The following is a 19,281-nucleotide window of genomic DNA, read 5'->3' on the forward strand; positions in this document are numbered from 1 at the left end:
CCAGGTGGCTAAAAGGGGGAGGCTCTTGTTCTACGTTGCAAACTCTAAAGGGCTTTAGGGTGCATCCAGAGTCACTCCTAGGTCTATTTTCGGCCAACTCTTACATACAAGGGTGCATAGTTTCGTAGGGTGCATAGCGCTAAGGCGCGGCTTCGCCCACGCGAAGCAATGCACCGCAGAAAGGCTAGCTGAAGGGTTCTCAGGTTCTTAGGGTTGGATGTTAGGGGTGAATGCGATCGCTGATCCATTCCACAACGCGCTGGTAGCTATCTACGCACCAGTTGAAGCAGGGTTCCCAATAACAGACCGCCAGGATTGCCAAGAGGGGATGCCCCAGGTGAAACCCCACTAGAACGCCTCCACAGTAGCGGGGGGCCGTTTGTAGCCAGCTACAGAAGAGCGGCAGGCTATCCCCCGATGTAGCCCCGGCCCAGCGGACCAGCAAGTCTATGCCACTGAGGAATTGGATCATCAATCCCGCAGGAAAAAGGGCAAAGGCGGCTATCGCAACGGTGATCAGCAAGACATTGATAAGGCAAAAGTGGAATAAATATTTCGCCATGAGCCAGCCCAGGTTAGGCAGGGTGCGGGCATAGGTTCCCTGGCACAAATCCACAATCGGCAAGACCACCGTAGGCAGCACCACCGCCAGCCAAATTAGAAGCCAAAACTCCTGACTAAACACCCTGGGCAACAATAGCGGCAATATCATCAGGGAGAGGAGGGAGATAACCCCAATTGTCACCCCCAACCCCCAGGCCCAGCCCCAGAGAAACCGTGTGACCAATTCCCAGGGGGTAGACCGCTTTCCCCATTGCAAAAGCTGCATGGCCACCGATCCCGCCGTCAACGCCAAAAGTACGGTGATAGACCAGGCAAGGCGGTCTAAATTGCGGACTTGGAGAGATTCTTCATAGCGCCAACAGAACCAGATCACCCCCACGACCAAGGCAATATCTAACCCCAGCAGCCCGACTAATACCCCCTGAGATACCCCAGGCGGCAACTGACGCAAAGGGCGGCGATGTTTCCGTCGAGTCATATAGCGGTTCTCACTCGGGTTAAGTACAGACAAGGGGCTTAAGCCCCTTGTTCACCAAAGTGTTTAAGTTGAGGTGTACTTCATAAGTAGGTGGACATCATTAAAATGCTGTTGTAGGGTGCTGTTAGGCGTAGCCGTAACGCACCGTCCCGTAAGGCTTTAATGCGTTACGTTGTCGCTTTAGCGCAGCCATGCCGCAGGCTATACGCATCCTACAAACTATTGTCACACCAGCCCAACATTTTCTGGTCCCCTCTCCCCGTGGGAGAGGGCTAGGGTGAGGGGCCGAGGTGTCCCACAATGAAACGGTTAGGGTATTTACGCCGCAGAGTTCTAGTGCCCTGAAGATCCCCCTCGTGCAGCCATCAACAGCGATCACTTGTCCGAGATCCCTCAGGTCAGAATGGCTCCACCCATGAGTTTGTCGTAGCGGCGCTGAAGTTCCTGGCGCAGGACCGGGTGCTGGTGGAGTTCTGGATCCTGAGCGATCAGGGCGGCGGCAGCTTCGCGGGCTTCAGCGAGGACCGACTGGTCGGCCACCAGGCTGGCTAGGGCAAAATCCGGTAGACCCGATTGGCGAGTGCCCAAAACCTGTCCCGGTCCCCGGAACCGCAGATCCATCTCAGAGATGAAAAAGCCGTCTTGGGAGTCCTCCAGTACTCGCAGTCGCTGGAGGGCGACCTCGTTGCGGGCGGCACTCATGAGCAGGCAGTAGGACTGGTCAGCCCCTCGCCCTACCCGGCCCCGCAGTTGGTGCAGTTGGGAGAGGCCAAAACGTTCTGCATGTTCGATCAGCATGATGCTGGCGTTGGGGACATCCACGCCCACTTCCACCACGGTGGTAGACACCAGAATGTGGGTATGTCCCTCTCGAAAGGCGGTGATGGCCTGGTCTTTTTCGGTGGAACTCATGCGTCCATGGAGCAGCCCGACGGTGAAGTCGGGGAAGATCACCTCTTGCAGTCGTTGGTGTTCTTCAATGGCGGATTTCAAGTCCAGTTTTTCCGACTCATCCACGAGGGGCAGGACGATGTAGACCTGGTGGCCCTGGGCAACTTCCCGGCGAATGAGGTCGTAGGCGTGGGTGCGCTCTCGCCCTGCCAGCAAAGTCGTTTTAATCGCCTTGCGTCCGGGGGGGAGTTCATCGATCTGGCTCACCTCCAGATCGCCGTGGAGGGTGAGGGCTAGGGTGCGGGGAATGGGGGTGGCGGTAAGGGTAAGGACGTGGGGATTGTCCCCTTTGCGCTGAAGTCGCGCTCGCTGCTGTACCCCAAAGCGGTGCTGTTCATCAATCGCCACCAGTCCCAGAGCTTGGAACTGCACCGGATCTTCAATCAGGGCGTGGGTGCCCACCAACAGGGGCAATTCCCCGGTGGCTAACTGGGCGAGAATACCCCGGCGCTTGGCAGCTCGGGTGGAGCCCGTCAACAGTTCCACCGGCAGGCTCATAATGTTGAACCATTCCACCAGCTTGCGGTAATGCTGTTCTGCCAGCACCTCCGTCGGAGCCATCAGGGCAGCTTGGTATCCGGCCTGGAGGGCGGCGAGGATGGCCACCACCGCCACCACGGTTTTCCCCGATCCCACATCCCCCTGGACGAGCCGATTCATAGGGGTAGCGGCCTGCAAGTCCGTGAGGATTTCCGTCACCACCCGCTGCTGTGCCCCAGTCAACTCGAAGGGAAGGATGGTGTAGAACTGGTCAATCAGCTTCCCGGTGGGGGGCAGAACAATGCCGGTCTGCTGCTGGCGCTGTTGGTGTCGCCGTCGCAGTAGCCCCAGTTGCAGGTAGAAAAATTCATCAAAAACCAGGCGCTTGCGGGCCTGTTGCAGACTTTCCTCGGTATCGGGAAAGTGAATATGCGCGATCGCGACGGGCAATTCCACCAAGTTGTGGGTCCGGCGCAGGTCCGCTGGTAGGGGATCAACTAGGTCTAGGGCGGCGGGGAGGGCCGTTGCGATCGCTCTGCGAATCAGGTGGGCCGCCACCCCCTCCGTCAGGGGATAGACGGGCACAATTCGACCCACCAGGGGAGAGTCTGGTTCCTCCCCTGGTCCATCCAGCACCTCCAGTTCTGGGTTATCTAGGGTGATGCCGTATTTGTTTTGCTTGACCAGCCCCGAGGCCGCCACTAGCGCCCCCACCGGGTATTGTTTCTTTTGCCGCTGTTGCCAAGCTACGTTGCGAAACCGCTGCCCCGGCCAGAATTTGCTGAGACGCAGTTGGCCGCTGCTGTCCCGCAGCACCAGTTCTTGGATTGTGAGTTGGGGATTTTTAGGGCTGCTGAAGCAGTTCGATCGCTCCACCCGACCCACCAGGGTGACGGTTTCCCCCGGCTTCAGGTCGCGGATGGCCACCTGCTGAGCATAGTTAATGTAGTCGCGGGGGTAGTAGTGCAGCAGGTCGAGCACCGTCAGCAGCCCCAGTTTTGCCAGCCGCTCGGCATTTTTCGGCCCCACCCCCTTCAGGTAGGTGGCCCCTTGATCTAGGGTGGGGGGTTTACTGGAGACGGTGGCTCCCGGCAAGGCGCTGCCACCGGGTTGGGTCTGGGCGGAGGGCAGACCTTGCCCTGCTCCACTTTTGCGTTGGCCACTGCTGACAGCGGCAGCGCCTTGCGCCCCCCTGGAACCGCTCTGTTTTCCGTCTCCGGTTCTGCCAGATTCCCACTGACGCCGCCCTTCGTAGAGGGTGCGACGGGTTTCTGCCACGAGGTGTTGGCGGTCGGCAAACCCTAGCTCGGGATAGGTGCTGAACTGGGTGGCTAGGGATCGCCACTTGGCCCGCTCCGCTGCGGGTAGGGGGGCGGGAGGCTGGGCAAGGCGTTCCTGGAGAAACTCACTAAAGTGCTGTTGATTGCCTTTGAGATCATTGAATCCCCGCTCAGCCTCCACCGCTAGCGCCTTTTGCAAGCGATTCCAGTCAGGGGTCGGACTCGGCAGCGGCTCACCCATGGGCATCAGAAATCATTAGACTGCGCTATTTACCCTTGGTGTCGTCAAACCAGGTGACCTGCCAAGCAGACTCTGCTTCTGCTCGTGCCTGCTCCTGCTGGAGCTTTTGGTAGCGAGTGCTGAGACGTTTCAGGCGGATCAGGGTTTCCTGGATTTTACTGCGGCGTAGGGCGGTCTGGGGGTCGGTGAATTCGATATCCACCAGTCGCAAATTGATGGCAACGAGGTGGGTCATGGATCGCTCTGGGGCGTTCATGGCCTCCTCTAGGGGATCTTCGTCCTCATCCTCTAGCAGGTCGTCGTCCTCCCCGTCCTCGTCGTCCTCATCCTCGTCGTCCTCTGAGCGTTCGCGCCCCATTTCCACAATGACGCTGAGTAGGTTTGGGGTAGCGGGGGCGCTGTCCTCAGAGTCGGACTCTACCGCTGCCGAGAGCACGGCTTCGGGCAAGTCGGGCAAGATCTGGGCCTGCTTGAGCAGGTGGTTAGAAAGGGTGGAGAGGGTATGCAGAATGCTACGGATTTGTCGCTCTAGCAGCACATGACGTTTCGCCAAGTGCAAGGGGGAGGGGTGATCGGGGGTTGCTGCTGAGAGGCCCCTCTTGGGTCGGTCTTTGCCCATCGCGGCGGCTAGGACTGCCACGGCATCTGGGGGTAAGGCTCCTATGAAGGTTTGGGGGTCTGTCGCGTTAGCTTGGTCCTCGGGATCTGCGCCTTCGGGATCTGCGCCTTCGGGATCTGCGCCTTCGGGATCTGGGTTAAAGGGGGCAGCGTCCCAGTCGGGGCTAGGGATCTGGAGGTCTGCGGTTATCCCTGCCTCTGGTGCGGTAGGGTCGGCGGCGTCTGGGTTCACCCCTTCTGGGTTCACCCCTTCTGGGTCGGGGATCTCTGGGGCATTTTCTTCGGAACCATCTAGGGCTGGATCCTCTAGGTCTCCTTCTTCTGGGTCTTCTTCTAGGTCTAAAGATGCGATGGCCCCTTGGGGCCGGTCTCTGACCATCGCAGTGGGCTGCTGTACCTTCAGCGGGAAGAACTCACCCTGGAGGGAAAGTGCGATCGCATTTCGGGATAACCCGTCTGCGGATTGCAGCAGTAGGCTCAGCGTAGCGGACACATTATCCATGGAAACTAGGGCCTCAATGTGCGATCGCCCTTGATCTCCCAACTGGCGTAGCGCCCCTTGGAGTTTTTCCCGATGCCCTACAGAGAGGGCCAGAAATGCCTCAGGATAGGTCTGGGTACAGAGGTGATAGGCTGCGAGCACTAACTGCTGGCGCACCGCTGCCCCCAATACCTCTAGGTATTGGCCATAGATTTCCTGTAACTTCTCGTCAATCTTGACGGTTTCGGTTGCTACCGCCGCCAAGTCTTTACGAATCTGATCTAGGCTTCTGGCCATGGGTATGGAAGCCTCTCCTTAGCTCAAGAACTATCTTGGGTTCTACGTCTACTCTCGGGATACCACTTTAGAGGATTCCGGCTGCCTTTGGCTTTGGGGTCTATCTCAAGGGTGCGTTATTTCTGCCAGCCAGTACGACTAGTCTGATCCCCTCCCTTGCATCCAGGCCGCAAGATGGGAGAATAAAAACGGCATGATGGTCACAGACCGACCCTTGAAAGCCATCACAACCCTTACCCCCTCCATGCTGAAACGACTGGCGACCCTAATCCTTTTGATCACAGCCCTAGCTCTGCAAAGCTGCGTGAGTGCAGGGGCTGGCCTCAAGAGCTACGCCGATACCTACACCGGGTACCAATTCCTTTATCCCAACGGCTGGACGCAGGTCAAGGTGGCAGGGGCGGCAGATGTGGTTTTCCACGACATTGTGAACGAGACCGAAAACGTTAGCGTGGTGATTAGCACCGTACCCGAAGACCAAACCCTAGAAGGGCTGGGCACCCCCACCGAAGTGGGCTATAAACTCTCCAAAAGTATCAACTTCTTGACAGGGGACGATCGCAAGGTAGATCTACTCAGTGCCCAAGCCATTACGAAGGACGACAAGACTTACTACATCCTGGAATACTTGGCGGATTTGCCCTCGGGCCTGCGCCATAATTTTGCTAGTGTGATTGTGCGTCAGGGGGAATTGTTTACCTTTAATGCCTCCACCAGTGACGATCGCTGGGAAAAAGTTAAGGACTTAATGAAACAGTCTGTCGCATCTTTTTCTGTGTACTAGGGGCTGCGGACAATCAAAGCCAGAGTCCTTGCTATGGAGCGGTTACAGCCCCTAGCTTGATTCGGCAGGGCGTGGTCATGCCTACCCCGCAAAGGTTTCCCCATTAATTGTCCACACGCCCTAACCTCCATCCATCGCCGCCTTTTTAACCCCAATTGCTATGGTTCCGCAGTTTGTCCTAGCTTCCGCCTCCCCCGCGCGACGGCGACTGCTGGTAGCCGCTGGCATTCAGCCCTTTGTCTGTCCCAGCAATTTTGATGAAGATCAGATCCAACTGACGGACCCTGCTGCCCTGGTTCAGGCCCTTGCCTTGGGTAAGGCTCAAGTTGTGGCACCCCAATTTGCCAATGCTCTGGTGCTGGGCTGCGATTCAGTCTTGGCGCTACACGGTCAGATTTACGGCAAGCCAGAGTCTATTGAGGCCGCGATCTCCCGGTGGCAGCAGATGCGGGGTCAGGTGGGGGAAATTTTCACCGGCCATGTCATTCTCGACACGGCCCAGCAGCGCCAAGTAAGCCAGTGTGCGGTCACGCGGGTCTTTTTTGCCTCGGTGAATGATGCCCAAATTGCCGCCTACGTTGGTTCTGGGGAACCCCTTGGCTCTGCCGGAGCCTTTTCTATTGATGGCAAGGGAGCCTATTTTGTGGAGAAGATTGAAGGCTGTCATACCAATGTCATTGGTCTCAGTATGCCGATACTGAGACAGCTTTTGGAGCAGTTGGGCTACAGCGTTGCTGACTTTTGGTGAATTCCACCCAGGATTTATTCACCCTTGAAATTTCTTGATACACTAATACGTGTTCTATTTTTGGTTTTCTAGTCCATAGCTGCGATCATCGTAATAGCCGACATCGCAGGTGTTTTAATTTATACTGTCCCGCCGCAAAGGCATGGTAGCTCTAGCTTTGAGCATGATTGCTTCATCAAACTTTTATCAGTAGAAATCAATTTCAAAGGAACTGTGAACTATGTGAAGCTCCCTGAAAGGGACTTTGTAAATACTGTGAATCCGTGCTCTAAATAAGGTTTTTTCTGAGTAATGCTGTTTCTATGGGATCAGTCACCCAAGGTTGGCGAGTGAAAGCGGCGGACCATCGTCCGTCCTCCAGTTAAACGCTTAGAACGGCACTCGACCTATCCATTGGCAGTCTATGTCTTAGATAGGGCTCCAGGATAATGAACTCTTCTCAACCGTCCGTAGATTCTTCGGTTCGAAATTATGCTCCCCCAGTCACTGTCCCCAAAGTCGGGGTCTATGAATGCGAGGTAAAACTCAAGTTCCGCCTCATTGAAGAAGACTTAACCACCTGCGATCGCGAAGAACTGCTGCATATTCTGGTGGATGCCTTTACCTACGGCAGTGATGAATACCTAGAGTCCCTCCACACTGAGATCTCAGTTCACGAACTAGAGGAAGTCCAGGCTTCTCCCGAGATGCGTCGCCAACTCATGCGCCTCCGCAACGTCATCGGTCGCTAGGGGCGATGGCCCCTGTGGGCCGGTCCTTGGCCATCACGCATCTGACCTAAGGATTCCTGGCGCAGCTTCTCAGTAAAAAAAGAGCGTCGGGATAGCACTGCGGGGGTTTACATGGGTACCCCCTTTGACTATATTGAAGGATGTCAAAGCAATGCGCCCCCATCGTCTAGAGGCCTAGGACACCTCCCTTTCACGGAGGCGACGGGGATTCGAATTCCCCTGGGGGTATTGGATTTAGGCAATGACGAAACAAGCCCCGCAAGCGCCAAAAGCTTGCGGGGCTTATGTTTTGGACTCTGTTGTATTTTGTAAGGAACCCCCAATTAATCCCAACTATCTGTATCCGGCCCCGGAATCCAGGCCGGATTCTAGGCCCCATTTTAGGCACAGGGTTGAGGATGGATCTCTTACCGTAAGCCCCAGGGACGACGCCCTTGCCCAGAATCTTCGACAACATTGAGCAAAAATTACACCCAGCCCTGACCAGTGCCTTAGATACGGCCTACCGGGCAGACTTCTGTGTGGGTTATTTCAACCTACGGGGCTGGGAGCAGATTGCCACCCACATCAACCCATTGGCCGGTGGAGAGGGAGCCTGTTGTCGTCTTCTAATCGGCATGAACAAACTGCCCCAGGAAGAGCTGTATGACTCTCGCAGTCTCCTCTCTGGTCAGGCGGGCATCGACAATCGCCAGGTGATTCAGCTCCGAAAACGCATTGCCCAAGAATTTCGCCAGCAGTTGGCCCTGGGGGTTCCCAACAATCGAGAAGAAGCTGCCTTTCGCCGCCTCAGTGCCCAGCTCAAGGCCAAGAAACTGGTGGTGAAGCTGTTCCTGGGCCACAGTCTGCACGCCAAGCTCTATCTGGTGCATCGCCACGATGCCCACAGCCCCACCGTGGGGTTCCTGGGCAGCAGCAACCTCACCCTATCGGGCCTGTCTTACCAAGGGGAGCTGAATGTCGATGTCCTAGAGCATGATGCCTGCGAAAAATTGCAGCGGTGGTTCAACGATCGCTGGGCCGACCATTGGTGCTTCGACATCTCTGAAGACCTGGCCGACCTGATTGACTCCAGTTGGGCCAGGGAACAGCAGCCACCGCCCTATCACATCTACTTGAAGATTGCCTATCACCTCTCCCAGGAGGCCAGAGCGGGACTGTCGGAGTACAAGATTCCCCGCGAGATTGATGCCCAGCTCTTTGAGTTTCAAAAGGCGGCGGTGCAGATTGCCGCTCACCATGTCAATCGCCGGGGTGGGGTGCTGATTGGTGATGTGGTGGGCTTGGGCAAGACCCTGGTGGGAGCCACCCTCGCCCGCATCCTGCAAGAAGATTACTTTCTGGAAACCCTGATTATCTGCCCCAAGAATCTGGTCTCGATGTGGCAGGACTATGTGGATCGGTACCGATTGCTAGCCAAGGTACTGTCGATTAGTCGCGTGCAACATGAGCTACCGGAACTGCGGCGCTACCGGGTGGTGCTGATTGACGAAAGCCACAACCTGAGAAATCGGGACGGCAAGCGCTATCGAGCGATTCAGGAATACATTGCCATCAATGAGTGTCGCTGCATTCTGCTATCAGCCACCCCCTACAACAAAACCTATCTGGACTTGTCCGCTCAACTGCGGCTGTTTGTCCCGGAAGATCAAGACTTGGGTATCCGCCCTGAGGTGTTTCTGAGCCAAATCGGGGGGGAACTGGAGTTTATTCGCAAGCACCAGGCAGCGGTGCGATCGCTACGGGCCTTCGAGCTGAGCGACCACGCTGACGACTGGCGCGACTTGATGAAGCTCTACATGGTGCGGCGCACCCGCAGCTTTATCCAAACCAACTATGCCAAAACCGAGGAACAACTCCCCCTGGACAAGGAGTGGCAACAGCGTCCTCCCCGCAAATATCTAGAATTCCCCAATGGGCAGCGGGCCTATTTTCCCGATCGTCGCCCCCAAACCATCAAATTTCAGGCGGAGGAGGAGGGCAACCCCTATGGAAGGCTCTACTCAGAGGCGGTCGTCGAGGCGATTAATGGTCTGAGTCTGCCGCGCTATGGATTGGGCAACTATGCCATCTCAACCCGCAATCGCAAGCTCACCCCCAGCGAAGAGCAGCAACTTAAAGGCTTGTCACGGGCGGGAAAACGACTGATGGGCTTTAGCCGCACCAATTTGTACAAGCGGCTAGAAAGCGGCGGCCCCGCCTTTATTCAGTCCCTCGATCGCCACATTTTGCGGAATTACATCTTTCTCCATGCCATTGAACAGGGCTTAGACCTGCCCATTGGCAGTCAGGAGGCTTCCCTATTGGATACCCGCAACAATGATGAGGATGCCGATGCCCTGGCCGCCAGCTTTTTTGACGTGGAAGCTGAAGAGGAAGCGACCGAGAACGAAGCCGCCCCCGATCCGGCAGATGCGGACTATCGACGACGGGCAGCGGCGGTATATGACCAATACGCCACTCGCTACCAACGCCGCTTTAAGTGGATCAAGCCGGGACTCTTTAAGGTGGCGCTGAAGAAGGACTTGCTCGCCGATGCCGAGGTGTTGACGACCATTTTGCAAACCTGCGGCCCTTGGCAGGCACATCAAGATACCAAGTTAGGGGCGCTCATTGACCTGATCACCCACCAGCATCCAGCGGAAAAGGTGTTGGTCTTTACCCAGTTTGCCGACACCGTTCGCTACCTGACGGCGGAACTGAAGCAGGCGGGCATTGCCGCCATTGCCGGAGTGACGGGGGATGATGACAACCCCGCCGCGATCGCATGGCGCTTTAGCCCCCGCAGCAACCAAAAATCGATTCCTGCCTCGGAGGAACTGCGGGTACTGATTGCCACCGATGTCCTTAGTGAGGGCTTGAACCTGCAAGACTGCGCCATCATCGTCAACTACGACCTGCCCTGGGCCATTATTCGCCTGATTCAGCGGGCGGGGCGGGTGGATCGCATCGGCCAGACCGCCGATACGATCCGCTGTTACTCTTTCCTTCCCGTGGAGGGGGTGGAGCGCATCATTCGCCTCCGGAGTCGGCTGCGCCAGCGGCTTCAGGAAAACGCCGAAGTAGTGGGCACCGATGAGGCGTTCTTTGAGGACGAGATCGACGAGCAGACCATCCTCGACCTGTATCACGAGAAGTCCGACATCCTGGACGGTGAGGCCGATGCTGAGGTAGACCTGACCTCGGAGGCATACCAGATTTGGAAAAATGCCATCGATGCCGATCCGTCCCTGAAGCAGACCATCGAGAACCTGCCCCCGGTCGTCTACTCGACCCGTGCCCACACCCCAGCGCCGGGGCAACCGGAGGGGGTGCTGGTGTATCTGAAGACCTCGGAGGGCAATGACGCGCTGGCACTCATCGATCGCAACGGCACCAGCGTCACACAGTCACAACTGGCGATTTTGCGGTTAGCCCAGTGTGAGCCTGATACCCCAGCAATTCCCAGAGATCCTCAGCATCACGAGCTGGTCAGCAAGGGGGCAGCGCATATTCTGGAGGAGGAGAAGAGTTCTGGCGGGCAACTGGGGCGACCCTCTGGAGCCCGGTTCCGCACCTATGAACGGCTGAAGCGCTATGCCCAGGCAGTGAAGGGGACGCTGTTTGAGTCGCAGGATTTGGTGAATGCGATCGACCTGGTTTATCGCTATCCCCTGCGGCAAACGGCGACGGATCAGCTCAATCGCCAGCTCAAAAGCGGCATTGATGATGCGCAGCTAGCGGATTTGGTAGTGGCGCTCTATCAGGATGAGCGGCTATGCCTGGTGCAGGAAAGTGAGTGCGATCGCGAACCCCAAATCATTTGTTCAATGGGGCTGTTTCAGCAACGCTAAACTTTAGGCGACAGCCTTAGCTCATGATACTGTGTGCCGCCGCGTACTCCCTTGGAAAAGAACTATGGTCAGCGTCATCCCTGCCAATCAAGTCTCCCTAGCTCTATTAGAGGAAAGATACGGCCTCCAAGAGGCTGACCAGACAGACTTCTTTTCAGAATGGCAAACGGGGCTAGAGGAACTGACCGAACTAGAAAAGCAGTATCTTGATCGGGTTAAAACCCATTTCAAACGCCTCCTCAAAAGCCCCCCACTGTTAGAAAACAGCGTCAAAATGGTGGTACTCTCACCGCTGCTGGATATGGCAGGGTTCTACGATGACCCGTTCCACCTGCGTTCCGAGGTGGGTGTGGAAGTGACTGCTGAGGATGAAGGGGAGGTGATTCGCGGCAAAATTGATGTCTTGGTGCTAAAGCATCGGTTTTGGATCCTCGTGGTGGAAGCAAAACGCAGTGATTTTGATGTGAATATTGCGACGGCTCAAGCGCTGGCCTATATGCTGGCAAATCCAGAGGCAGGAAAGCCGAGTTTTGCCATGGTCAGTAATGGCCAGAGTTTTTTGTTTCTAAAACTGACGAAAGCGCCGCATTCCCGGTATGGCAATTCACGCCTGTTTTCCCTGGTTAGTCCGGGCAATGATCTCTATAAGGTGCTGAAGATAATGAAGTCTCTGGGGCAATTAATTGGGGCGGAAACGGCTTAGGATGTGCCGGAAAAATTATGGTAGTGTCGCCGACACAACTTCCGTTTTCGTTGATAAGAAAGGGTGGAAATTCCCAAAACATTGGAACTGAGACACAGAAAATGAAGCGCCTCCAAATTGAGAACTTAGGACAAATCAAAAATGCTGACATTGAGTTTGGAGACTTAACCCTATTTGTTGGGCCTCAGGCCACAGGCAAGAGCATAGTATCACAGCTTATAAAGTTGCTGATAGACCACGAAGACATCGTTTATAGCATCAGAAAGAATGGCTATGATTGGGGCGGTAATTCTATTAACTTTATGGAATTTTACTTTGGCGAAGGGATGCGTCATCTATGGGATGAAAGCACTGAAATCGTTGTAGATAGCGCCAGCATTAAGCTTGCTGATATTTTAGAGAGAAATAATCGTGTCAAAGAAAAGTTATTTTTTGTTCCAGCCCAGAGAGTTCTAATTCTTGAAAATGGATGGCCTAAACCTTTCACTAGTTTCGAGGTTGGCGATCCCTATGTCGTGAGAAATTTTAGCGAGCATCTGCGACTCTTAATGCAACAGGGTCTAGGCAGTAAAGGTAGCGCTATTTTTCCTCAGGTGGGCCGTCTTAAAAAAGAGCTTCGAGATGCCTTAGATGAGAGTATTTTTCATGGGGCTCAAGTTGAGCTAAATACGACGGGTATGAGAAAGCGAATTCAACTTAACATGAATGGTGATTTGCTACCGTTTATGACTTGGTCTGCTGGTCAGCGTGAATTCATGCCATTGCTGCTAGGGCTTTACTGGTTAATGCCCGCATCACGAGCATCTAAAAAATCAGATATCGATTGGGTGATTATTGAGGAACTTGAAATGGGATTACACCCTCAAGCCATTTTATCGGTATTTTTGATCTGTTTAGAACTCCTTCATCGAGGGTACCGCCTCATCATTTCTACCCATTCACCTGTGTTATTAGAAGCAGCTTGGGCAATTCGTTCTCTGCAAGAAGAGAAGGCAGATGTCAAATATCTAAATTCCCTCTTTCGGCTGAAATCATCCCCTGGCATAGACAAAATATTTGAGAATATTCTTGAAAACAAAGAAATTAAAACCTATTATTTTGATCGTCAACCAGAAGGCGTTTTTGCTCGCAATATTTCATCCCTCGATCCAGTAGATGCAGATACTTCGGTAGCTAACTGGGGAGGCTTGACTAGCTTTAGCAGCCAAGCCTCAGATGTCATCTCTCAAATGATGCAAGAAAAATCATGAGTTTTAGGTCTGCTGTGCAATCTACGCCATCTCTACAAGCAGCATTGAAACCGGGCTTAAGAGCTTTAGGTAGCAATAGCAGTAAAATTAAATCAAACGACCCTGGTAAATGTGAAGGTAGCATTGATATTGATACAACGGTGAGGGCACAATATCCCAATAGTTCTCGCTGGGACTATGCTTTGGGATATGGCGGTAAAACCTACTTTGTTGAAGTGCATAGTGCTAAAACAGATGAAGTTTCATCGGTGCTCAATAAACTACAATGGCTCAAAGATTTTCTGGTAAGGGATGTACCAGAACTTAACAAAGAACCGAGATCCTTCCACTGGATTGCCTCAGGAAAAGTTGCTATCTTGCCTAGTAGTTCTCAAGCACGTCAGTTAGCCCAAAAAGGGCTCAGAGTAGCAGGTCAATTAACGCTGCCTTGATCGACACCATCCAGGATCTTAAATCCCCCTGAAACCATGCCAGAAGCCACCCTGTCTCCCTTAGTGGAAGCCATTACTGAGCAGCTCAAGACCCTCTCAGCGGAGGAGCTACACACCATCCAGGAGTTTGTGGACTACCTGGCCTGGAAGCGTCAGCAGGAGTCGAGTCCCGCCCCAGTCAAGAAAAAATCCGCTGAGGAACGGGCGATAGAGCGCCTCAAGGATGAGGACGACCCCACCAAATGGATCACGGTGATCGATGAAGGGGAAGAGATTGATGAAGAGGCTCTGAATGATTGGTTGGTGACTCGTGGCTATCAAGATTAGATACGTGGTTAAGCTTCATCAGGGCGTTGTTCAGCAAGACCTTGCCGAACTCCCTGCAACGCTTCAACGGGACTTGTCTCGATATCAGCAGGTGCTCTCTCTCGATCCTCGCCAGCCTCGACGAATTCCCAGCCACGATCTAAAGGCAGCATTAGCCCAACATCGAGCTTTAGAAATTGATTGGAATGGGGTGGCCTATCGTCTGGTTTATCGCATCTATGACAAGCCTGCTCCCAAGCGAGTGGTGGTGCTGAGTTTTGCGGAGCATGACCCCGCCTATGAACGGGCGATCGCCCGCCGCTCTGAATAGTAGCTTCATATTGTTGTGGGCTGATATTGAGTACAGGAGGTTGAGGCAAATGACCGTTACCACTGCGAAATGGTCGCTGGATGAGTACCACCAGATGATTGCCGCCAACATTCTGGCGGGGCGTCGGGTGGAGTTGCTGAATGGAGAAATCATTGAAATGGCACCGGAAGGCCCAGAACATGCCCAAACCAGCACCGATGCGGCGGATTATCTCCGGGGGCTACTGGGGGCCAGGGCGCTGATCCGAGAAGCCAAGCCCATTAGCTTGCCCGACAGCAATTCCGAGCCGGAACCGGACATCGCGATCGCGCATCCCCGGCGGGAGCTGTATCGCACGCGCCACCCCTATCCCGAAGATATTTTTTGGCTGATTGAATATGCCAACACCAGTTGGGTCAAGGATTCTGAAGTCAAGCGCCCCACCTATGCCCAGGCGGGCATCCCGGAGTATTGGATTGTCAATTTGAAGCAGCGGAACGTCACCATTCTGCGACAGCCAGAGGCCGGGGACTATCAGCAAGTCACCATTTTGGCAGCAGGCACCTTGACACCTCAAGCCTTCCCTGAGATCGAAATTTCAGTTCAGCGACTCATTGACTGAGTAATTCACCATGTCCCTCGACTTCCACCGATCGCGCGATTTCCTCTATCACTTTGACTTCCATGGCCTGTTCATCACCGAACTGGGGTGGAATCAGCCGGGGACGAGCCGTGCTGAACCTGTCGTGGTGGAGGACATCACCTACCAGCGCCAGCGGATCGCGGAGATGTCGGCGGTGCCTGTCTTTGAGGTGACGGCCCCCGATGGCGAGATTCCCCTGGGGGAGGAGCGGGCCAAAATTTACAAGGCGATCGCGGCCTCTTTCGCGGAGAACCTGCTGATTTTTGTCAATGGAGATCGCACCCGCTCCCTGTGGTATTGGGCCAAGCGGGAAGGATCGAAGGTGTATCCTCGCACGGACTTATGCACTGGCAAGTATGATTGATGAAGAAAGTTAGGGAGATGATTTAAAGTGACAGATACATACCATAAAGAATCTCAGTTGGGAGCTTCAAGACGCCGATTGGAAGATGCTTCAGCCCTACATAGTTGCAAACGGTGGTCGGGCTCTATTTACTTAGGTGGCTATGCTATTGAATGTTCTCTTAAATCACTGATATGTTTTGACGAAGAGAAAAGCAATTTCAAAGACACAAGTGTATTTAAGGAGGGTATTCAGGGAGCAAGTTTACATAATCTAGCTATTTTATTTGGAAAGATTTCCAGCTTAAGTCGAATAATAGAGATTGATAGAACAGGTAAATACAAAGACGAATGGAAAATTATTACCTCAACCTGGGTAAGTAACGAAATTAGATATTCACCCTATTTGGGAGATGAGAAAGCAAGCACACAATTTATCAATGCCGTTAAAAGATGGCATCAGATAATACTAGATAAACAAGGAGAAGCCTCATGACAATAAAATCTCATGAAGCAATAGCAATTAAAAATTGTTTATTAGAGAATTTAAAGAGTGAGGATCCAAGTGTCAATATCTTAGTCCAGGAGTCGTCTTTAGGATGGATAGAAATTCGAATAGTTACAATCAAATTTGAAGGTGATTCCCAGGCTGAGCGCGAAACCAAAATCGACATGATGCTTGAGTCAGTGGGGTTTAACCTTGGACAATATCCCATTACTCAATACAATTTGCTAACACCACAGGAATTTCAAGAGCAGCCAGTCGTAAGTTCTCAATTGCCTCTGTGGTCGGATATTCTGATGGCTCCAGAGACAGAAGATCGGCCTAGTGTTGATAGGGATGAACCTAGCCACCCACAGATTGTCACTTTTTATTCCTTTAAGGGAGGGGTTGGTCGATCAACAGCTTTGGGGATAGTCGCTATTTTGTTAGCTCAGCGAAACCGCAAGGTAGTTGTCATTGATTTCGATCTGGAAGCACCTGGAATATCAGTCCTTTTTAATGGTAGCACTGTAGATGGAAGCTTAGAAAGTCAGTGCGGAGTCTTAGACTATATTCACCAGCGCTTTCTAACCCCAGAAGAAAATATTCCTCCAATACAGGACTGTATTCGCCAAGTTGATTTATCTAGTCGTGGTGAACTCTTTATAGTTTCAGCAGGAGAATACAATGAAAACTATGTTCATCGATTAGCTGAATTAGATCGTAGGGCATGGGAAATTTTTTACAAAAGAACTGTAAATCCCATCAACCAATTAATTGAAGACATCAAAGAATACCTGGATCCTGATCTTATTTTTATTGATGCCCGACCGGGTTTCAATGACACAGGAGCAGTAGCACTTCTTGATTTAGCAGATACAGGCGTGATTTGCTTCTCTCCCACCGATCAAAGCTTTGATGGATTACGCTGGGTTGTACAAGCTGCGCGCAAGCAATTTGATTATAGAAACAAGCCAGACCTACGTTTCTTGTTAACACCAATGCCCGTCCTGTCTGAGGATCAGATTGACAGTTGGATATCTAAAACTGAGGATTGGATTAGTGAGCATTGGGGACTACCCAATGATGTTAATATAAATGAGCTTTATTATAAGATTTTTTATAATCCGGCCATTGCTGCCTTGTCACATTTAGTGGATATCCCAGAAAATTTGACAAGTGAGTATTCGCCAATTGCAAATACCATTGATGCAAGTCTGCCAGAAATTCAACATACTGACTCTGGGTTTGATTCTAATCAGCATAGAATTATTTTAAATGAACTGAGTTTTCAGCCAGCAACGGCACAAGAACTTCAGGCAGATAGTATACCAACAATTTTTCAGCGCACCGAAGATTTCCCGAAATTCCTGCGCGATCGCATCTGGCTGATTAGAGGTGCTAAGGGCACTGGCAAAAGCATTTTGTTTAGACTTTTTTCCGAGAGTCCTGATCGGGCAAGAGATCTCTCACGAGATGACACTGATTTAAGAAACTACAAGTTTATTGCGGGACATGGGCAATCGAAACTAAATCATTCTATTTTAGATAGTCAAAATCTTGCCAGCTTTGAACAAGAAGTAGGTGAAAATTCCTGGGCAATTTTTTGGTTAAACTATGCACTTTTGCAGTTATGTGTAAGTGATTCAGAACTATCCAGCCTTTTCGGAGTAGATAGTGAATTAACACAATTAAATCAATCCGAACACCTTACTCAGTCTGCAATTATTGAATGGCTGGTTAGACGTGCTAATTCGCCGCGATCAATGCCCCAAGCCATCGATGAATTGAGAAGTATTGATGCCTGGTTAAATGAGAATGGTAGAAATATATGGATTTTATATGACGAACTTGATGTAGGATTTGGTTCTGGATCAGAGAGTTATGCCCGACGGCGGCGGGCACTTGAAGCACTCCTTGCATGGTGGCTAGATAGTGGAACAGCTTTAAACAGGATCACTCCAAAAATATTTTTGAGAGAGGATATCTGGAGCGATCTTAACTTTGTAAACAAAGGTCACTATATCGGTAGATCACTTCAACTCAAATGGGAAGAAGCTGATTTATGGAGGCTTGTTTTGCGTCAGTCATTACAAAGCTCTGAAAACTTAAGAAGTATTTTAGGTAAGGCGCTAGGATTAACAGCAGAAAGCCTTGAGTCGGCTAGTTTAGAGCAGTTGCGTAAAGGCCTTTACCGGCTTTGGGGTGAACGTATGGGACGTGGGAGGAAAGCCTATACATATAACTGGGTGCGTACGCGGATAGCAGACGCGAATAATAATTGCTTTCCGCGCAGCTTAATATTGCTTCTACAGCAAGCTGTGGAAAAAGAAAAGAGCTTTTCCACTGAATATAACTCTGACATTGTATTGCGTCCTAAGGCATTAATTGATGCTTTTCCTTATGTATCAGAGCAAAGAGTTAATGAAGTGCGTGATGAATATCGAGAGCTTGGCGAACTCCTTGAGAGAATGGAAGGAGAAAGATCACCTATTGACGAGAATAATAAATTATCACAAATCTGGAGTTCGACAGGAGGTGAGTTATCTCTAAAAATCAAGAGTATGGTAGACGCTGGAATCTTGAAGGAACGTTCCCGATCTCAGAGTCCTCCTCACCGGGTCTATGCTGTTGCAGAACTATATTTGTATGGGCTTAAGATGACCCGCAAAGGACAGCGTTGACCACGTCAGTTAACCGTCGCCGCCTTCCTCAACTCCGACGGCGGCACCCTGCTGATCGGTGTCGCCGACGATGGCACCGTCCTGGGCCTGCAACCCGACTACCAAACCCTCAAGCAGGGCAAACAAAATCCCGACGGCTTTGAGCTGTGGCTGATGAACGACCTGCTGCTCAAAGAAATGGGCAAAGCGATGGCTCCCTGTCTCGCCATCAGCTTCGGCACCCTCGACGGCCAAGACATCTGCCAAGTCACCGTGCAGCCCGCCCCCGCCCCGGTCTACGTCACCCTCAAAGACCCCAAGAGCGGCCAACCCGTTGAATGCTTCTTCATCCGCACCGGCAACTCCACCAACAAGCTCGACAAACCCAGCGACCTCGCCAAATACCTCGCCACCCGCTGGTCGCAGTAGACTAGAAGCCACCCCCGGAGGGCACACCATGACCCCAGCGATCGCCACCACCTCACTCAGTTTTGAGGACTATGTTGCCTACGACGACGGCACCGAAACCCGCTACGAACTGGTAAACGGAGCACTGGTCGAGACGCTGCCCCCGGTTGGTGATTTCTCCTACCTTTCCTAGCCTTGCCCTGACGGTGGTGCAAATCCTCGCGGCGGGCACCCTGCCCGAAACCCAGGACAACG

Annotated in this window: 18 protein-coding genes and 1 tRNA gene; 16 read left to right on the forward strand and 3 right to left on the reverse strand. The window is 52.6% G+C overall.

Going from position 1 to position 19,281, the window contains the following annotated elements; genetic code table 11:
• Positions 1-220: 220 nt before the first annotated feature.
• From LEP6406_RS0224240 to LEP6406_RS33185, 3 genes are all read right to left on the reverse strand, one after another.
• Entirely contained in the window at positions 221-1,042 is an 822-nt protein-coding gene (locus LEP6406_RS0224240) for a hypothetical protein (protein WP_008314833.1), read from the reverse strand.
• Between the two features lie 393 nt (positions 1,043-1,435).
• Complete coding sequence (recG, locus tag LEP6406_RS0224245; protein ID WP_008314830.1) at positions 1,436-3,994, reverse strand: ATP-dependent DNA helicase RecG; 2,559 nt, start codon at positions 3,992-3,994, stop codon at positions 1,436-1,438.
• 25 nt (positions 3,995-4,019) lie between these two features.
• The gene (locus LEP6406_RS33185) at positions 4,020-5,390 is read right to left on the reverse strand and encodes a hypothetical protein (RefSeq protein ID WP_027269401.1); all 1,371 of its coding nucleotides are present in this window, start codon (positions 5,388-5,390) and stop codon (positions 4,020-4,022) included.
• Positions 5,391-5,583: 193 nt separating this feature from the next.
• Between LEP6406_RS33185 and psbP the strand changes: the two genes are divergently transcribed.
• From psbP to LEP6406_RS33195, 16 genes are all read left to right on the forward strand, one after another.
• Entirely contained in the window at positions 5,584-6,174 is a 591-nt protein-coding gene (gene psbP, locus LEP6406_RS0224255; RefSeq protein ID WP_008314826.1) for a photosystem II reaction center PsbP, read from the forward strand.
• A 160-nt stretch (positions 6,175-6,334) separates the two neighbouring features.
• On the forward strand, positions 6,335-6,922 hold the full coding sequence (locus tag LEP6406_RS0224260) for a Maf family protein (RefSeq protein ID WP_008314824.1): 588 nt from the start codon (positions 6,335-6,337) through the stop codon (positions 6,920-6,922).
• A gap of 428 nt (positions 6,923-7,350) precedes the next feature.
• Complete coding sequence (locus LEP6406_RS0224265; protein ID WP_008314822.1) at positions 7,351-7,653, forward strand: Npun_R1517 family heterocyst differentiation transcriptional regulator; 303 nt, start codon at positions 7,351-7,353, stop codon at positions 7,651-7,653.
• Between the two features lie 155 nt (positions 7,654-7,808).
• Positions 7,809-7,881: transfer RNA gene (locus LEP6406_RS0224270), tRNA-Glu, on the forward strand.
• A 206-nt stretch (positions 7,882-8,087) separates the two neighbouring features.
• Positions 8,088-11,486, forward strand: coding sequence for a helicase-related protein (locus tag LEP6406_RS0224275; protein ID WP_008314820.1), 3,399 nt, complete (start codon positions 8,088-8,090; stop codon positions 11,484-11,486).
• Between the two features lie 64 nt (positions 11,487-11,550).
• Positions 11,551-12,189: a type I restriction endonuclease gene (locus tag LEP6406_RS0224280; RefSeq protein ID WP_008314817.1), complete on the forward strand. Its 639-nt coding sequence runs from the start codon at positions 11,551-11,553 to the stop codon at positions 12,187-12,189.
• Between the two features lie 101 nt (positions 12,190-12,290).
• Positions 12,291-13,439 (forward strand): AAA family ATPase, encoded by a 1,149-nt coding sequence (locus LEP6406_RS0224285; protein WP_008314816.1) that lies wholly within the window; start codon positions 12,291-12,293, stop codon positions 13,437-13,439.
• A complete protein-coding gene (locus tag LEP6406_RS33190; protein ID WP_008314814.1) occupies positions 13,436-13,870 on the forward strand; it encodes a hypothetical protein in 435 nt (144 codons plus the stop codon). The genes LEP6406_RS0224285 and LEP6406_RS33190 overlap by 4 nt, the downstream gene beginning before the upstream one ends.
• Positions 13,871-13,906: 36 nt before the next feature.
• Entirely contained in the window at positions 13,907-14,197 is a 291-nt protein-coding gene (locus tag LEP6406_RS0224290) for a hypothetical protein (protein ID WP_008314812.1), read from the forward strand.
• 4 nt (positions 14,198-14,201) lie between these two features.
• Complete coding sequence (locus LEP6406_RS0224295; RefSeq protein ID WP_225886634.1) at positions 14,202-14,507, forward strand: hypothetical protein; 306 nt, start codon at positions 14,202-14,204, stop codon at positions 14,505-14,507.
• A 49-nt stretch (positions 14,508-14,556) separates the two neighbouring features.
• Positions 14,557-15,108 (forward strand): Uma2 family endonuclease, encoded by a 552-nt coding sequence (locus tag LEP6406_RS0224300; protein ID WP_008314809.1) that lies wholly within the window; start codon positions 14,557-14,559, stop codon positions 15,106-15,108.
• Between the two features lie 10 nt (positions 15,109-15,118).
• Complete coding sequence (locus LEP6406_RS0224305) at positions 15,119-15,493, forward strand: hypothetical protein (protein WP_008314808.1); 375 nt, start codon at positions 15,119-15,121, stop codon at positions 15,491-15,493.
• 27 nt (positions 15,494-15,520) lie between these two features.
• Positions 15,521-15,967 (forward strand): hypothetical protein, encoded by a 447-nt coding sequence (locus LEP6406_RS31680; RefSeq protein WP_071992277.1) that lies wholly within the window; start codon positions 15,521-15,523, stop codon positions 15,965-15,967.
• Positions 15,964-18,639 (forward strand): tyrosine-protein kinase family protein, encoded by a 2,676-nt coding sequence (locus tag LEP6406_RS0224310; protein WP_008314806.1) that lies wholly within the window; start codon positions 15,964-15,966, stop codon positions 18,637-18,639. Before LEP6406_RS31680 ends, LEP6406_RS0224310 begins: the two co-directional genes overlap by 4 nt.
• Before the next feature lie 54 nt (positions 18,640-18,693).
• Positions 18,694-19,047, forward strand: coding sequence for an AlbA family DNA-binding domain-containing protein (locus LEP6406_RS35765; protein WP_409978152.1), 354 nt, complete (start codon positions 18,694-18,696; stop codon positions 19,045-19,047).
• 28 nt (positions 19,048-19,075) lie between these two features.
• Positions 19,076-19,219: a hypothetical protein gene (locus LEP6406_RS33195; RefSeq protein WP_008314802.1), complete on the forward strand. Its 144-nt coding sequence runs from the start codon at positions 19,076-19,078 to the stop codon at positions 19,217-19,219.
• The last annotated feature ends 62 nt before the right edge of the window (positions 19,220-19,281 follow it).

The sequence above is a fragment of the Leptolyngbya sp. PCC 6406 genome, from assembly GCF_000332095.2.
GTDB lineage: Bacteria > Cyanobacteriota > Cyanobacteriia > Phormidesmidales > Phormidesmidaceae > PCC-6406.

What these genes read in the sequence shown, in the direction of transcription:
- LEP6406_RS33190 (WP_008314814.1), top strand. Translation starts at nt 13,436, where the DNA reads ATGAGTTTTAGGTCTGCTGTGCAATCTACGCCATCTCTACAAGCAGCA.
- LEP6406_RS0224265 (WP_008314822.1), top strand. Translation starts at nt 7,351, where the DNA reads ATGAACTCTTCTCAACCGTCCGTAGATTCTTCGGTTCGAAATTATGCT.
- psbP (WP_008314826.1), top strand. Translation starts at nt 5,584, where the DNA reads ATGATGGTCACAGACCGACCCTTGAAAGCCATCACAACCCTTACCCCC.
- LEP6406_RS33185 (WP_027269401.1), bottom strand. Translation starts at nt 5,390, where the DNA reads ATGGCCAGAAGCCTAGATCAGATTCGTAAAGACTTGGCGGCGGTAGCA.
- LEP6406_RS0224300 (WP_008314809.1), top strand. Translation starts at nt 14,557, where the DNA reads ATGACCGTTACCACTGCGAAATGGTCGCTGGATGAGTACCACCAGATG.
- LEP6406_RS0224240 (WP_008314833.1), bottom strand. Translation starts at nt 1,042, where the DNA reads ATGACTCGACGGAAACATCGCCGCCCTTTGCGTCAGTTGCCGCCTGGG.
- LEP6406_RS0224280 (WP_008314817.1), top strand. Translation starts at nt 11,551, where the DNA reads ATGGTCAGCGTCATCCCTGCCAATCAAGTCTCCCTAGCTCTATTAGAG.
- LEP6406_RS0224285 (WP_008314816.1), top strand. Translation starts at nt 12,291, where the DNA reads ATGAAGCGCCTCCAAATTGAGAACTTAGGACAAATCAAAAATGCTGAC.
- LEP6406_RS0224310 (WP_008314806.1), top strand. Translation starts at nt 15,964, where the DNA reads ATGACAATAAAATCTCATGAAGCAATAGCAATTAAAAATTGTTTATTA.
- recG (WP_008314830.1), bottom strand. Translation starts at nt 3,994, where the DNA reads ATGGGTGAGCCGCTGCCGAGTCCGACCCCTGACTGGAATCGCTTGCAA.
- LEP6406_RS0224290 (WP_008314812.1), top strand. Translation starts at nt 13,907, where the DNA reads ATGCCAGAAGCCACCCTGTCTCCCTTAGTGGAAGCCATTACTGAGCAG.
- LEP6406_RS0224305 (WP_008314808.1), top strand. Translation starts at nt 15,119, where the DNA reads ATGTCCCTCGACTTCCACCGATCGCGCGATTTCCTCTATCACTTTGAC.
- LEP6406_RS33195 (WP_008314802.1), top strand. Translation starts at nt 19,076, where the DNA reads ATGACCCCAGCGATCGCCACCACCTCACTCAGTTTTGAGGACTATGTT.
- LEP6406_RS0224260 (WP_008314824.1), top strand. Translation starts at nt 6,335, where the DNA reads ATGGTTCCGCAGTTTGTCCTAGCTTCCGCCTCCCCCGCGCGACGGCGA.